We start from the raw sequence: 14122 nt of genomic DNA on the forward strand, positions 1-14122 counted from the left end.
GTGCGCCTTTACCGGCCGCCTCCCCGGCCCCTGAGGCACGGGGAGGCGGCCGGCCGAAAAGGGGCCGCTCCAGGGCTATCTCAGCGCGTAGGCACGGTTGATCGTCTCCACCGTGCGACCGCCGTCGTGGTCCCAGACCTCCGTGCGCAGCGTCACGTACCCGTCCGTCGCGGCGCGGTCGGGGTGGGTGACCGTGACCCGGAAGGAGTCGTCGTGCGCGCGTCGCGTGCGCGCTGCGTTCCAGGTCGTCCCGCCGTCGTAGCTGACGGACACCTTCGCGCCCGCCACGTCCGTACCACCGTGCCGGCCACGAGGCCGGGAGGTATGGACGGTGAAGTCGAACGGGCGGCCCGCCGGGGCCTCGTTGAAGACGTTCAGCGGCATCGTGTAGTCGAGCAGCAGCACGGGCAGGGGCTCGCACCGCGTTGCCCCGGCGACGACGTTCTCGCAGCCCTTGATCTCCGCCTTCCGCGGGGCTGCGGAGCGGAAGCTCCACTCCGTGCGGGTCGTGGAGCCCAAGGTCACCCCGGTGTAGTCGCCGAAGCGCTTGGTGTCCACGACGACCCGGTAGTCCGCGGGCTCGGGAACCATGAGGTGCTCGAGATCGGTCGCTTTCTCGCCGTTGCGGTAGTACGTCCAGGTGGGAAGCCGCCCGGCGACGATCGCGTGGCCGGGGTCCGAGTCTCCTCCGGAGTTGGTGGTGAAGAAGACGCCCGCGTCCGTACGGCAGAAGGAACAGGCCAGCTCTGTGTGGGCCGACGGATGCATGGGGGCGGCGTACCAGTCCGCACGATAGGTGCGACCGGGTCGTTCGTAGACGGTCTCGGGACTCACCATCTGCGCGGCGTACGAGGTGTGCGGGGTGACCAACTGCTGATACCTGACCCGCTTGTCGGCGAGGATGTGGTCGTCGCGGGTGCCGCCCTGGCCGAGTGCCTGGCCGGTCTGGAGCGACGGGATGCCGTAGGGGCCCCAGGCGTTGAGCATCTCCCAGCCGACGCGCCGGACTCGGTCCGAGTGGAAGGTGTTCCTGACGGTGACGAAGTCCTCGGTGGACGCCCGCCGGGCGGCCCGCGTGGGCAGCGCACCGGTGTCGTAGTACTGCGCCGAGTAGGTGTAGCGGGACTCGTTCACTCCGGTGAAGGCGACGGTCACGTCACCCCGCCCGGTGAGTTCGGCGAGTCGCCGACCGTCCTCGTAGCCCGCGACGGTCACCGGGATGGTCAGACCGCTGCCGACGAAGCCGGCGCGCGGGCCCTCCCGCGGAGGTACGGCGATGACGGCCTCGGCACCTGCTTCGGAGGCCCACCGTACCTGCTCGGTGATCCCGACCAGGTTGTCGGAGGTCACCAGGACCGCCTTGCCCCGCACGTCGGCGGCGGCGATCTCCGCCCGGCTGCCCGCGCCCACGTCCACGAGGCCCAGATTCTTCGTTCCGGAGAATCGCGCGGTGTTGACCGGGGCGCGCACCGCGATGTCCTCGTGCACGGGGCCGGTCACGGCGAGCTTCTGGAGTGGCTCGCGCACGGCGACGAAGGTCGAGAGCACGAACTCGCCGGTGAGGGCCTTGCCGCTAGGGATGACTCCGTACTTCTCGTCGGAGGCCGCCTGGACGTCGGTGTAGCCGCGCATCTGGGTCATCGCGCCGCCGGGCGACGTGCGCTGCATCGTCAGGGTGAAGTGCGACGCCTCCAGGGGCCCGCGCTCATCGGTGACGTCCAGCGACAGGTCCTTCGCCCGTGCCGCGTCGACGTGGAGCGCCTGCGCCTCGCGGGTGTTGTCGATCTCGGGGAAGGCGAACACGTCCGTGGCGTACTCGACGGTCTCGACACCGGCCGGATCATCCGTGATCAGGGTGCCGATGATGGAGTACTTGCCCAGGGGCAGGCGGAGGCTGAAACTGTCCCGGCCTCGGAGCCGATGGCCCGTCACATACGTGTTGTCCAGGCCCTGTACGGTCAGTTCGACCATGGACGGGATCTTGCCGATCCTGTCCTTGAAGTCGACGGTGACGGCCCGCCGCGGGGTCTCCTTGATGAAGCCGACCGGGGTGTGAACGGTCCGGCCGTCGGGTGCGGTCGCCGTGAGTGCGCCGGTGTACCGCCCTGCGGGGACGAGGTTGGGGTCGAGCGTGGCAGTCAGCTCCGCGGTTCCTCCGGCAGGCACGGTCACTTTGCCGGCCGCTGTCCCGTCGCGGCCGCTCAGACCGAGCGCACCGGCAGGCAGGGGCGTGCCGGCACGTTCGGTGACCGTCAGGTCCAGCGTCAACTCGACTGGTTCGCTCCCCTCGTTGGCGAGCCGGAGCGTCTGGGAGCGCTTGTCGAACGTACCGTCCTGCCACATGACGAGGCCGTAGTCGACCGTGCCGGCGAGCGAGAGGTCGGAGTCGACGGCGGCGGCGATGTCCAGCCGCCCGTATCCCTGCTCGTAGACCGTCTGGCCGCTGATCTGCCGTGCGTGGGAGGTGAGGGCTGCCTTGATCTGCTGCCCGTTCCAGTCCGGGTGACGCTGCGCCATGATCGCGGCCGCACCCGCCACGTGCGGGGTGGCCATCGAGGTGCCGTTCATGGCTATGTGCTGGGCGTCGACCGGTATGCCGAGGGTCGTGCCCGCGGCGCGGGCTGCCACGATGCCCACGCCCGGTGCGGTGATCTCGGGCTTGATGCCCGCGTCACCGATCCGGGGGCCCCGGCTGGAGAACGGTGCCATCGCGTCCGCCCGGTCGACCGCACCCACGGTGAGCGCGGAGGGGGCGTTCGCGGGAGTGGCGACGGTCACCTCTCCCGGGCCGCTGTTGCCGGCCGCGATGACGAAGAGGGTTCCGGTCGAGGCGCTCATCGAGTCGACCGCCTCGGTCAGGGGTTCCCGGGCGGCGGTCGCCGTGGCTCCGAGGCTCATGTTGACGACGTCGGCGCCTTCCGCCGCCGCCCATTCCATGCCGGCCAGGACGTCGGAGAAGTCGCCGCCACCGCTGTTGTTCAGGACCTTGCCGACCATCAGGTCGGCGGCGGGCGCGACTCCCTTGTACTTTCCACCGGATGCCGCGCCGGTGCCCGCGATGGTGGCGGCGACGTGCGTGCCGTGGCCGAAGCCGTCCTGGACGTCCTCGCCGAGGACGAAGCTCCGGCTCAGGCTCACCCGCCCCGCAACGTCGGGGTGGTCCAGGTCGATACCGGAGTCGAGGACGGCGACCTTCGCTCCCTTGCCGTCGAAGCCCGCGGCCCAGGCTGCGGGGGCACCGACCTGGGCGGTGCTCCGGTCGAGGGTCGCCTCCACCTTGCCGTCGTACCAGAGCCGCGTGATGGCCGGGCCGGTGGACGGCGCACGCTTCCCCTGCGTCTTGCCCTTGGAACGCACGGCGCGGAAGAAGCTCGCCGCCTCCTCCTTCTCCACGGTCACCGCGGTCATGCCGAGCCGGGGCAGTGTCGCGTTGCGCTTGCTGGCGGGGAGGTCGTCGGCCGCCTTGCTGAGCTTCGGCGTGACCGGTCTGCCCGCGTACGCGACCAGCGCGGGGATCTCATCGGTACGCGCGTCCGCCCGGCCGTCCTTGATCAGCTGGGTGATGTTGAAGAGTTCGGGGTCCACGAGGCCGGAGTCGACCGCGTCGGTGGAGTCCTGCGGATAGACGTAGAGGTCGCCGTCGGCGCCGGTCGACGTGTGGAACGTGGTCGGCCGGTCGCCCGCCGAGAAGACGTTCACCGCCTTGACGCGTCCGGCCTCGAGCGTGGTCGTGACGACATCGCCCGTGATGAGGGTGATACGGGACGTCCGGGCCACCGGCTTCTGCGCCGGGGCACCGACCACGCCTGTCGCCGTCGGCGCTTGTGTCCCGGCGGCTGCCGGCGAACCTGGCGTACCGGCGACCGCGGCCAGCACGATCGCCGCGACCGCGAGGGTTCTCAGCCTCGTTCGGCCGGCGGTTGGGATGGGGTACACATCAGCTCCGTGTGTGTAGGGGGTCGTTGCCGATCCCGGGGGCGCGCTCTGCGCGCCCGGTCAGGTCGTACGGGCGGCCGTGGGCCCGGCCTCCCGAGCTCACGGCCGCAGTGTCGTCAGCAGTGGGTGCGGTGGGCGTCCCGGGTGACCAGGCTGGTGTCGCCGAACGTCGAGTCCAGCCACAGGACCCGGCGGCCCTCACCCAGCACCGGTGCCTCCTGCGCGCCGGGGTTGCAGCTCACCGGTTCGGCGGCGCCGCCCTTGACCGGCATGATCCACAGATTGGGCAGCATGTCCTCGGTGGCGGTGTCCGCGGTGTAGTAGCCGCGGTAGTCGCTGTAGACGAGCCACTTGTCGTTCACCGTGATCTGAGGTGCGAAGGGGGTGTCGGGAGTGCCCTGGGGGACGAGCACCCGGTCGTCACTGCCGTCCGCGTCGGCGCTGCGGAGTTGGAGGTCCTCGTCGAAGTCCGTCTCCGACCAGACGATCCGGGTGCCGTTGGTGTCCACCTGCACGGCGTACGCCATCGGGTTCCCGGAGGGGTCCTTGCCGGCGGGCAGGATCGTGCGGCGGGCGGTGGACAGGTCGTACGTCGCCGCGTTGCGGCCGTTGAACGATCCCGCCACGTGGATGTAGGCGATCGTGTCGCCGGAGATCCGGGGGAAGTAGCCCTGGACCCTCTGATCAGGAGTGAGGTTGGTGACCGGCGCGTCGCCGGACTTCGTGAACAGGTCGTTGTGGTCGCCCGTTCCGCCCAGGGGTTCGTCCCCGCTCCACACGAACGTGTCGCCCGAGACATCGGCGTTGCCCTGCATGCCGCCGCCGGGGTGCAGGTCGGTGACCGTGCCGCCGTCGAACGAGCCTCGGACGACGTCGGCGTTCACCCAGTACGGGTTGACCCGGGTCAGCCGGGTCCACACCACGGTGTTGCCGCTGATGCGCGGAGCCGTGTTGCCGATGACTCCGTTCACCGTCCTGGACCCGGTGATGGGCTCCGAGATGACCCGGGTTCGCGTGCTGCCCAGGGTGCCGACCCTGATCTGCGGGTCACCCGTCGCGGGGTCCGTCTCTCCGATCACCCAGCGCTTGCCGTCCACGTCCGGGGCGCTGCTCGGCTGTACGCCGCTCAGTACGGTCCGTGAGTCGTGCGGCAGTCTCCGCTGCCAGGACTTGGTGATGCCGTGGCTGTCGAATGCCTTTGATATGGCGACGAGTTCGCGCTTACCGGTGTCGAGGGACCGGGCCGCGTCGAGGACCGCCAGCCGGCCTGCGTAGAAGTCCGTGAACGGGGTGAAGTACTGGGTGAGCGCCGTGTAGATGATCTTGTCCGCGCTCTTCGGGTCGAGCTTCTCCCTGATGTCCCACAGGGCTCCCGAGAAGATGGTCGAGTTGAGGTGCACTCCCCCGTTGTCGACGTCGGGCGGGAGCGACAGGTAGTCCCGCTCGGCCCTGCGGCCGTCGTTCATGTCGCGCAGTGCGCAGTCCTGCGGGGAGGTCTGCGGGCAGAGGTCCTCTCCGAGGAGGCCGGCGGCCGGGTCGTCCATGGGGGTACGGGAGTCGGTGACGTCGATGGCGTTTCCGAAGTAGTCGGAGACGGCCTCGTTGATGGCTCCGGACTGCTGGAGGTAGATCAGCCCGCCGGAGTGATCGGTGACGCCGTGGGTCATCTCGTGGCCGACGACGTCCAGGTCCGCGGCGAAGGACCGTCCGTTGGACGACCGGCCGTAGACCATCTTCGTGCCGTCCCAGAAGGCGTTGTCGAACGGGCGGCCCCCGTAGGTGACGTCGACGACCGAGCGCATGGAGCCGCCCTTGCCGTCGATGCCGTCGCGGCCGAGGGAGCGGTAGAAGTCGTACACCTGGCCCGCGCCCCAGTGGGCGTCCACCGCACCGGAGTCGGTGTTCGCGCCGTCGAAGTGAGCGGCGCCCGAGAGGGCGAGCTTGGCATCGGTGGGCATCGTGCCCTGGTACTTGGTGACGCTTGCCCCGGCCGCGTCGTAGGTGAGGATCTCGCCGCCCTGAGCGGCCCACATGGGCTTGGAACGGTCGCGCAGCTCGTACCCGCTGTCCGTGTCGTACACCGCGAGGGGCTTGGTCACGCCCTGCTGGTTCACGCCGGTACCGTCGGCAGGGCCCGCCTGCTGAAGGTTGTCGTAGTCGAGCGCGAGGGTGCCGTGATGAGCGTCCAGGTACACCTCGCGGCGGCTGGGCTTCCCTGCCGGAGTCAGCCCGGTGACCGTCAGGTGGTAGGCGAGCGTGCCCGTTCCGTCGGGGAGGACCACGAGCCCGTGTCCCTCGGTCTCGCGGGTGCCGTCCCTGTACGCGGTGGTGTCCACGAACGGGAGCAGGTCGATGGCCGCCTGCTGGGTGAAGGCCGGTTCGGTGTCCACGGTCAGATCGGTGAAGAGCGATCCGGCGGCGCTGGTGACGCCCGAGGTGTCCGCGTGCACGAGGTACGTGCCGCCGAGCACCGGAACACCGTGGTGGCGCTGGGTGAAACGGACGGTCGTGGTGTCCCCGGCCACGGACGTCCCCGCGGCGGCGAGGCCGAGGCCACGTGCGTGGTAGACGTCGTCGTTGTCGGCGAGATGCCGGCGGGCCCGCTCCTGCGGCGAGGCGGAGACGGACGGGGCCTCGCCATCGAGGCCCGTGACGTGGGTGGGCGTACGGGAGTTCAGGCCGGCGATGATGTCCGGCGGTGGCTCGTCGGCTGCGGCAGGGGTACCCGCGAGTACGAGGGGCACAGCGAGTGCGGCGGCCATACCGGCACCGGCAAGGCGTCTGAGACGCATGGCTTGTTCGGCCTCCAGGTCGGGAACAGTTGCCGCACGCTAGGCAGCCGCCATTACCCGGCAATTACCGGCACCGCTCCATGGAGGTCTCCGAAGGGGGCGGGCCGTCACTCACTGCGTGCCGGGCTGCGGGGCGCGCACCGGCGGCGCTTGTCGGGGAGGACCTGGGTGATGCCCTGGGCGTCGCAGTGCTCCAGCAGGGGGACGGTGACGCGTCGGCTGGTGTCCAGGGCGCGGCTCGCCGTTCCCACGGTGAACGGTTGGTCGAGTTCGCTCAGTCGGTCGGCCGCCAGCCGGGGCGCGTCCGGCAGCAGCACCACGTGCTCCGCGAGCCGCAGTACCGCTCCGTGGCGGACCGCGGTGGCGAGCTCACGGCGGCCGAAGCCGAGTTCCGCGAGCCTCTGGGCGTGGGGGGCGGCGAAGGGCCGACCGTCGAGTTCGGCGGTGAGCCGGCGCACCGCGTCCGCCACAGGGACGGGCTGTGCCGCGTGCCCCGCGGTCACGCGCCCGCGGCTCATCCTCAGAGGTGGCGTGACCAGTGCCTCCACGAGGGAAACGGCAGGCAGGCCCAGACGATGCCGAGCGGCCTCCACCGGTATGCCCTCCTCGGTGGGCCGCTCGGAGAGGTATTCCGCCACCAGATCGGCCAGCCGGGCGCGCAGGGCGGTCCAGTGTGCGGGGTCGGCGAGCCAGTCCCCCGCGACGGGTGCGGTGTGGACGGCCACCCCCATCGCGGTCAACTCCGCGCGCCTGGCCAGCAGCCGGCGCCGCAGCTCGGACGCCTCGTCCGGGGTTCCGTGGACGTCGCCCAGCTCGGCCGCCCGCCGTGCCACGGAGCCGCGGCGCCGCAGTTCCGGTGGCCGGGGGTCGAGCACGGTCAGACCGGCGAGCACCTGTCGCAGGCCGGGATCGCGCAGCACCGCGCGGTCGCCGATGCGCAGCGGCAGTGGTTCCGGGAGGGTCAGCCGGACGATGTCCGGACCGAGCGGCCGTACGCGTACGGGCACGGCCGCCGAGCCGATGTGGGCGACAGCGGTGCGGGGCAGTTCCGAGGCAGGCGTTCCGCCGTGTACGCGCACGTCGCAGCTCAGGCAGGGGAGGAAGCTGTCGGGTGTGAGCAGGGCGTCACCACGGCCCGTCGACTCCTTGTCGAGGCCTCGGAGGTTGACTGCGACCCGGGCGGTGGCACGTACAAGGCCGGTCTCCTCGCCGAGGGCTTGCAGCCCCCTGACGCGCACGGGGCTGTCGGAGCGGGCGGTCACCAGGACGTCGCTCCTGCGGATCCGCCCCGCCCCGAGGGTGCCGGTGACCACCAACCCGCTGCCGCGCACGGTGAAGGACCGGTCGATCCACAGCCGCACCGGGGATGCGGCGTCCCCGTCCGGCAGCCGCGCGACCAGCCGGTCGAGGGCGGCGCGCAGCTCGGCGAGTCCCGCGCCCGTGCGGGCGCTGACGGCCACGGCCTCCACGCTGCCGAGGGTGCTGGACCGGATCCGGTCCCGTGCCTGCGCAGTGGCGGGGCCGGGGTCGGCCACGTCGCAGCGGGTGATGACGAGCAGTCCGTGCCGTACGCCGAGGGCGTCCACGGCGGCGAGGTGTTCGGCGGACTGGGGCATCCAGCCCTCGTCGGCGGCGACGACGAACAGCACGGCGGGCACGGGCCCCACGCCGGCCAGCATGGTGGGCACGAACCTCTCGTGTCCCGGTACGTCGACGAATGCCAGCCGTTCGCCCGATGGCAGATCCGTCCATGCGAAGCCCAGGTCGATGGTCAGGCCACGGCGCCGCTCCTCCGCCAGCCGGTCGGGGTGGGTGCCGGTCAGTGCGTGGATCAGTGTGCTCTTGCCGTGGTCGACATGCCCGGCCGTCGCGATGACCCGCATGATCAGCGCCCCGCCGCGCGCAGCACCGCGACAAGGACGTCGCTGTCGCACTCCTCCGGTACGCACCGGAGGTCCAGGAGCAGCCGGCCGCGCACCACCCGCCCGAGCACGGCCGGTTCACCGGTGCGCAGCGGTTCTGCCAGGTCGTCGGGGAGGCTGAGCGCGCAGGAAGGCAGAACGGTCCCGGGTGCGCCGCCTCCTCCGACCACCGCCTCGTGGGGTACGACGCGTGCGTCCAGGCCTCGGCGGGCGGCGTCGTCGGCCATGCGCAGCGTGCGGGTGCGCAGCTGCGGCAGCGGCATGTGCACGGCTGTGTGCACGGGGGGCTCGGGACCGCGCAGTGTCGCTTCCAGCGCGGACAGGGTGAACTTGTCCACGCGCAGGGCGCGGGCCAGGGGATGGCGGCGCATCCGTTCCACGACGGCGGCCCGGCCGAGGACCAGCCCGGCCTGCGGCCCGCCGAGCAGCTTGTCCCCGCTGGCGGTGACCAGGGTGGCCCCGGCGCGCAGGGCCGTGGCCGCGTCGGGCTCGTCCGGGAGCACCGGGTCGGGGGCGAGGAGGCCGGAGCCGATGTCGACGACGACGGGCAGGCCCAGCGACGCCAGTTCACCGGGGCCCACTCCCCCGGTGAAGCCGTTCACCGTGAAGTTCGACGGGTGGACCTTGAGGATGAAGCCGGTGTCCGGGCCGGCGGCGTCCGCGTAGTCGCCGAGACGGGTCCGGTTGGTGGTGCCGACCTCGCGTATCCGGGCGCCGCAGGAGGCCAGCAGTTCGGGTATCCGGAAGCCGTCGCCGATCTCCACGAACTCGCCCCGGCTGAGCAGGATGTCGCGCCCCGGGGCCAGCGTCACCGCCGCCAGGGCCAGGGCGGCGGCTCCGTTGTTGACCACATGCACCGCCTCCGCGGCCGGCACCGCTTCCCGCAGGGCAGCCATGGCGCCGCGTCCGCGTGGCGCCCGTCTGCCGGTGCCGAGGTCCAGCTCGACGTCCGTGTATCCGCCTGCCGCCGCCATGGCCTCCAGTGCGGACCGCGACAGCGGGGCCCGTCCCAGATTGGTGTGCAGTACGACGCCGGTGGCGTTGTGCACGTGGCTCAGGCCGCCTGTGTGCGCGGGGAGCGCGGCAAGTGCGGCGTGGACGGCGTCGCCCGGGCCGATCCGTCCTTCGCGTACGAGCTGTTGGGCGGTGCCGACCGCGGCCTTGACGACGGGCCTGCCCAGCCGTGCGGACGCCTCGCTCAGGCGGGAGTCGCCGAGGAGCACCGTGGTGCTCGGCACCTGCCTCCGGATGTCCGCAGGCGGCTCCTCCGTCTCGTCCGCCACCCGTGCCACCCCGATCGAAGTCAGCGGAGGCGGACGGGAATCGAACCCGCCTGGCCCGGTTTCCGGACCACACCGATTTTGAAGATCGGGAGGGGCACCAGCCCGCCCAACGCCTCCGGAGCAAGATTGTGGTCCCTGCACACTGCTGGGGCAAGGGGTGAAATGATCGCCGTATGACGACAGTTGGCCCCGCCACCGTTCCGGCCGCGCCCGTGCGGTTGACCCAGTTCGCGCACGGAGGCGGCTGCGCCTGCAAGATTCCTCCGGGGGAACTGGAGGCGATGGTCGCGGGACTGCTGCCGCCCCGGAACCCCGGGCAGGCCCTCGGCGGCGACGAGGACCGGCTGCTGGTCGGACTCGACGACGGTGACGACGCCGCTGTGGTGCTCACCGGTGACGGCACCGCCCTGGTGTCGACGGCCGATTTCTTCACACCCGTCGTCGACGACGCCCGCGACTGGGGCCGGATCGCCGCGGCCAACGCCCTGTCCGACGTCTACGCGATGGGCGGCCGGCCCGTCGTCGGGCTCAACCTGCTGGGCTGGCCCCGTGACGTACTGCCCGCGGAGCTGGCCCGGGAGGTCCTGGCGGGAGCGCTCGAAGTGGCCCGCGAAGCCGGCTGCTTCGTCGGCGGCGGCCACAGCATCGACAGCCCGGAACCGCTCTACGGAATGGCCGTGACCGGCCTGGTGGATCCGGACCGGCTGCTGCGCAACGACGCCGGTCGGCCGGGCGTGCCCCTGACCCTGACCAAGCCGCTGGGCGTCGGAATACTCAACAACCGCCACAAGCGGACCGGTGAGGTCTTCGCGCACGCCGTCGCCACCATGGCGGCGCTCAACGACAAGGCCTCTGCGGCTGCCCTGGAGGCCGGCGCCGTGTGCGCCACCGATGTGACCGGATTCGGGCTGTTCGGCCATCTGCACAAGCTGGCCAGGGCCAGCGGCGTCACGGCCGTGGTGGATTCCGCCGCCGTCCCCGTGCTCGACGGCGCCTGGGAGTCCCTGCGGGCCGGGTACGTCAGCGGCGGCACCCGGCGCAATCTCGAATGGGTGCGCCCGCACCTTGACGTGGGACGGGCGAGCCAGGACCAGCTGCACCTGCTTGCCGACGCACAGACCTCCGGCGGGCTGCTGATCGCCGGGGAGGTGCCCGGACATCCGGTCATCGGGGAACTGGTTCCCGCCGTAGCCGGCACCTCCCTGATGATCCGCTGAGCGCTGCGGACGGCCGCGGGTCCCCGGGCGAGGCCCGGGTCCCGCGGCCGGGCCGCTACCGGTAGCGGATGTGCAGGTGGTTGTCGTGGTTGGCGTAGCTCGTGGTCAGCCCTTCCGAGATCAGCTGCGGGTCGTTGAAGAAGATCAGCTGGACGTGACCGGGGGCCTTCGCCCGGATCTCCTGCACGAGCCTGCGGGTGGCCGCACGGTCGTAGGTGCTCGACTGCCAGGTGATACGCCCGGCGGTGCACTGCGCCGAGTCGGTGCGGGCGGGCCACACGTCGATGTCCATCCCGACTTCGTGGCTGCCGTGGCCGGGGATGTCCCCGCCGTGCTCGAAGCCCGCGTCGCCGACCGGCAGTCTGCCGTTCCCGGTGACGGCGAAGGTGGCGGCGGCGGCCTCCAGTTGGCCGACGGCGCCGGCTGTCGCCCAGTGGGCACCCGCGTTGCCGTCGGGGCTCTGTGCGCACATCGTGGTGCCGCCGAAGTTGATGTTCTCGTAGTGCCACAGCAGGTTCTGCCAGGTGGTCGGCCCGACGACGCCGTCCGCACTGATTCCCGCATGGGACTGGAAGGTGCGGACGGCCGTGCCGGTGGCGGGTCCGAAGGCCCCGTCGGCCGAGAGTCCGGCGCCCCGCTTGGCGTTGAGCAGCGACTGGAGGGCCGTCACCGCCGGCCCGTTGTCGCCCTGACGGACGGTGATGGCGAGCGCGCCCCAGGTGGCGGGCCCGACGATGCCGTCCGCGGCCAGACCCTTGGACTGCTGGAAGCCCACCACGGCGCTCTGGGTGCCCGAGCCGAAGGCGCCGTCCACCGCCACGGGGCGGCCGTGCGCGGCAAGCAGGTGCTGCAGCGCGACGACGTCGGATCCTCGGCTGCCGTTGCTGGTCAGCGGGAACGCCGCCTGGGGGAAGGCCTGCGCGGGGACGCCCAGTCCGAGGAGCAGGCCCGCCAGCGCGGCGAACAGCGTGATGATGCGTGCGAGTCGTCTCATGGTTTCTGCCTCACTTTCCTGTTCATCCGCCTGCTCACTTTCCGGACTGGAGGGCGCCCCAGGTGGCGGGGCCGACGATGCCGTCGGCGCCCAGCCCGCGCGAGGACTGGTAGTCGCGTACGGCCTGGGCGGTACCCGAGCCGAAGATGCCGTCGATGGCCACCGTCCGGCCGAGCGCGGCTGTCAGGGCGCGCTGCAGTCGCGTGACGGCCTCTCCCGTCGAGCCGTTCTGGATCGTCGGGGTGGATCCGCGGGACAGCAGGGCCGTCCAGGTCTTCGGACCGACCGCACCGTCCGCCGTGAGCCCCTTGCTGGACTGGAAGTTCCGGGCGGCGGCGGTCGTGTCGGGCCCGAAGATCCCGTCGGGGGTGCCCGGGTCGAATCCGGCGGCCTTGAGCAGGCACTGGGCGGCCTTGACCCGGTCTCCGGTCGAGCCGCTCTGGACGGTGGTGTACGCGGTGAAGTCGAGGTTCGCCCCGCTGCAGCTGGGTGTGGGCGTGGAGCCGTTGCCGACGTCCAGGTAGTCGCGGTCGATGTTGATCGAGTAGCCGCCGTAGGACTCGGTGACCTCGCCCACGTACTGGTGGATCCGCTGGTGGTTGGACCAGTAGGAGGACGGTACGTAGGAACCGGTGTCGGTGTCGGCGGCGCCGTTCCACCATGCGTAGAACAGGTGGTCGACGCGCGTGTAGGCGCCGTTGTTGTACTCGGCGGCGGCGTCCTTGATTCCGGAGGCGGCGCTGGAGTAGAAGCCCGACAGATAGCCGCTGCTGTGCAGCCGTTCGGTCCAGCCGGACAGGTACGACAGCACGGACGCCTTGCAGGAGGCTGTGGAGGTGTACGCCTCGATGTCGCTGTAGATGGCGCTGCCCGCCGGGATACCGAGGCCCGACGCGGCGGAGATGGCGCCGGCCGCCGCGGTGACGCCCTGCGACTTGGCCGTGGCCGGATCGGTGGACATCTTCAGCGAGTAGTTGGTGCACGGTGCCTGGCGGCCGACATCGATGGGGAACAGACGCCATCCGTTGTTGGTCTGGCTGGTCACCCAGCTCGCCGTCAGATTCGGCTGGGCGCAGCCGCGGAAGGAGCCGCTGATGTAGACGCCGACCGCACTGTACGGCGAGCTCGCCTGCCAGGCGTTCATGGCGGCCTGCGAGGGCGCGGTGCAGGCGTCGAATCCCTTGCCCAGGTAGCTGCCGGGTTGCGGTCCGGCCGCGGCCAGGGGGGTGGCGTCGGACCGCTGGGCCGCGGCCGGCAGCGCGATGCGCTCGGCGCCGCTGGTGAGCTCGGCCGAGGCGAGGACGCCGCGTACGAGGTTCTCGGTCTCCGGTGTGTGGGCGGCGGTCACGAGGACGCCGGCGTCCTCGACCGCGATCTGGATGGTGTCGTTGCTGGACGCGGCGGTCGGGGCGATGGCCTTGCCGCGCTGGGTCCGCGCGGTCGCCGCCGTCGCCTGGCCGGCGGAGCGGGCGGTGATGGGCTCCACGACGATGCCCGCCGAACGGCCGACGACTCCGGCGGGGCAGTCGTTCTGCTCGGCGGGCTCGCCCAGGTAGACGGCGGGTCTGTCGAACCGGAGGCAGGCACGCGGGTTCTCGGCCAGATCGACCACCTGCCATTCGGCGGGCACCTCGATGCGGTAGCCGTGGTAGGTGACGCTCTGCAGGCTCTCGGGCTGGGAATCTGCCTGGGCGGGGACGGGGGCGGCGAACGCGCCGATACCGGCGAGCACCGCCAGCAGGGCAGTTCCGGCGCGGGCGCGCCAGGGGATCCGGGAGGACATCGGTTCACTCCTACTCGAATGCGGGGGGAGAGTGAGGGGAGCGGCTCGGCAGGTCTGCTCCGGTTCGGCCACGGGCGGCGCCTGCCCGTGGCCGGAGTCGGAGCCTGATCGGCCGCGCACCCTGCGGACGGTGCGGGCCCGCCTTCCCCGGGCCGGAGTCCGGCCCGGGGAAGGCGGGCTGCTGTGCGGGTGCGG

7 protein-coding genes and 1 tRNA gene are annotated in these 14122 nt (G+C 71.7%); 1 reads left to right on the forward strand and 7 read right to left on the reverse strand.

Annotated features, from left to right (window positions below; genetic code table 11):
- Nucleotides 1-75: 75 nt before the first annotated feature.
- From OG257_RS03400 to OG257_RS03420, 5 genes are all read right to left on the reverse strand, one after another.
- Nucleotides 76-3936, reverse strand: a complete 3861-nt coding sequence (locus OG257_RS03400) for a S8 family peptidase (RefSeq protein ID WP_329204588.1) — start codon at nucleotides 3934-3936, stop codon at nucleotides 76-78.
- Nucleotides 3937-4052: 116 nt separating this feature from the next.
- Nucleotides 4053-6728, reverse strand: coding sequence for a M4 family metallopeptidase (locus OG257_RS03405; RefSeq protein ID WP_329204590.1), 2676 nt, complete (start codon nucleotides 6726-6728; stop codon nucleotides 4053-4055).
- A 107-nt stretch (nucleotides 6729-6835) separates the two neighbouring features.
- Nucleotides 6836-8611, reverse strand: a complete 1776-nt coding sequence (gene selB, locus OG257_RS03410; RefSeq protein WP_329204591.1) for a selenocysteine-specific translation elongation factor — start codon at nucleotides 8609-8611, stop codon at nucleotides 6836-6838.
- 2 nt (nucleotides 8612-8613) lie between these two features.
- On the reverse strand, nucleotides 8614-9933 hold the full coding sequence (selA, locus tag OG257_RS03415; protein ID WP_329204593.1) for an L-seryl-tRNA(Sec) selenium transferase: 1320 nt from the start codon (nucleotides 9931-9933) through the stop codon (nucleotides 8614-8616).
- A 23-nt stretch (nucleotides 9934-9956) separates the two neighbouring features.
- Nucleotides 9957-10050 (reverse strand) — tRNA-Sec (locus OG257_RS03420).
- A 56-nt stretch (nucleotides 10051-10106) separates the two neighbouring features.
- Between OG257_RS03420 and selD the strand changes: the two genes are divergently transcribed.
- Complete coding sequence (gene selD / locus OG257_RS03425) at nucleotides 10107-11150, forward strand: selenide, water dikinase SelD (RefSeq protein ID WP_329204594.1); 1044 nt, start codon at nucleotides 10107-10109, stop codon at nucleotides 11148-11150.
- A 55-nt stretch (nucleotides 11151-11205) separates the two neighbouring features.
- Here selD and OG257_RS03430 read toward each other — a convergent pair whose 3' ends face one another.
- Nucleotides 11206-12144, reverse strand: a complete 939-nt coding sequence (locus tag OG257_RS03430; protein WP_329204596.1) for a penicillin-insensitive murein endopeptidase — start codon at nucleotides 12142-12144, stop codon at nucleotides 11206-11208.
- Between the two features lie 34 nt (nucleotides 12145-12178).
- Nucleotides 12179-13927, reverse strand: a complete 1749-nt coding sequence (locus OG257_RS03435; protein WP_329204597.1) for a glycoside hydrolase domain-containing protein — start codon at nucleotides 13925-13927, stop codon at nucleotides 12179-12181.
- Nucleotides 13928-14122 lie beyond the last annotated feature (195 nt).

This window comes from Streptomyces sp. NBC_00683, assembly GCF_036226745.1.
GTDB lineage: Bacteria > Actinomycetota > Actinomycetes > Streptomycetales > Streptomycetaceae > Streptomyces.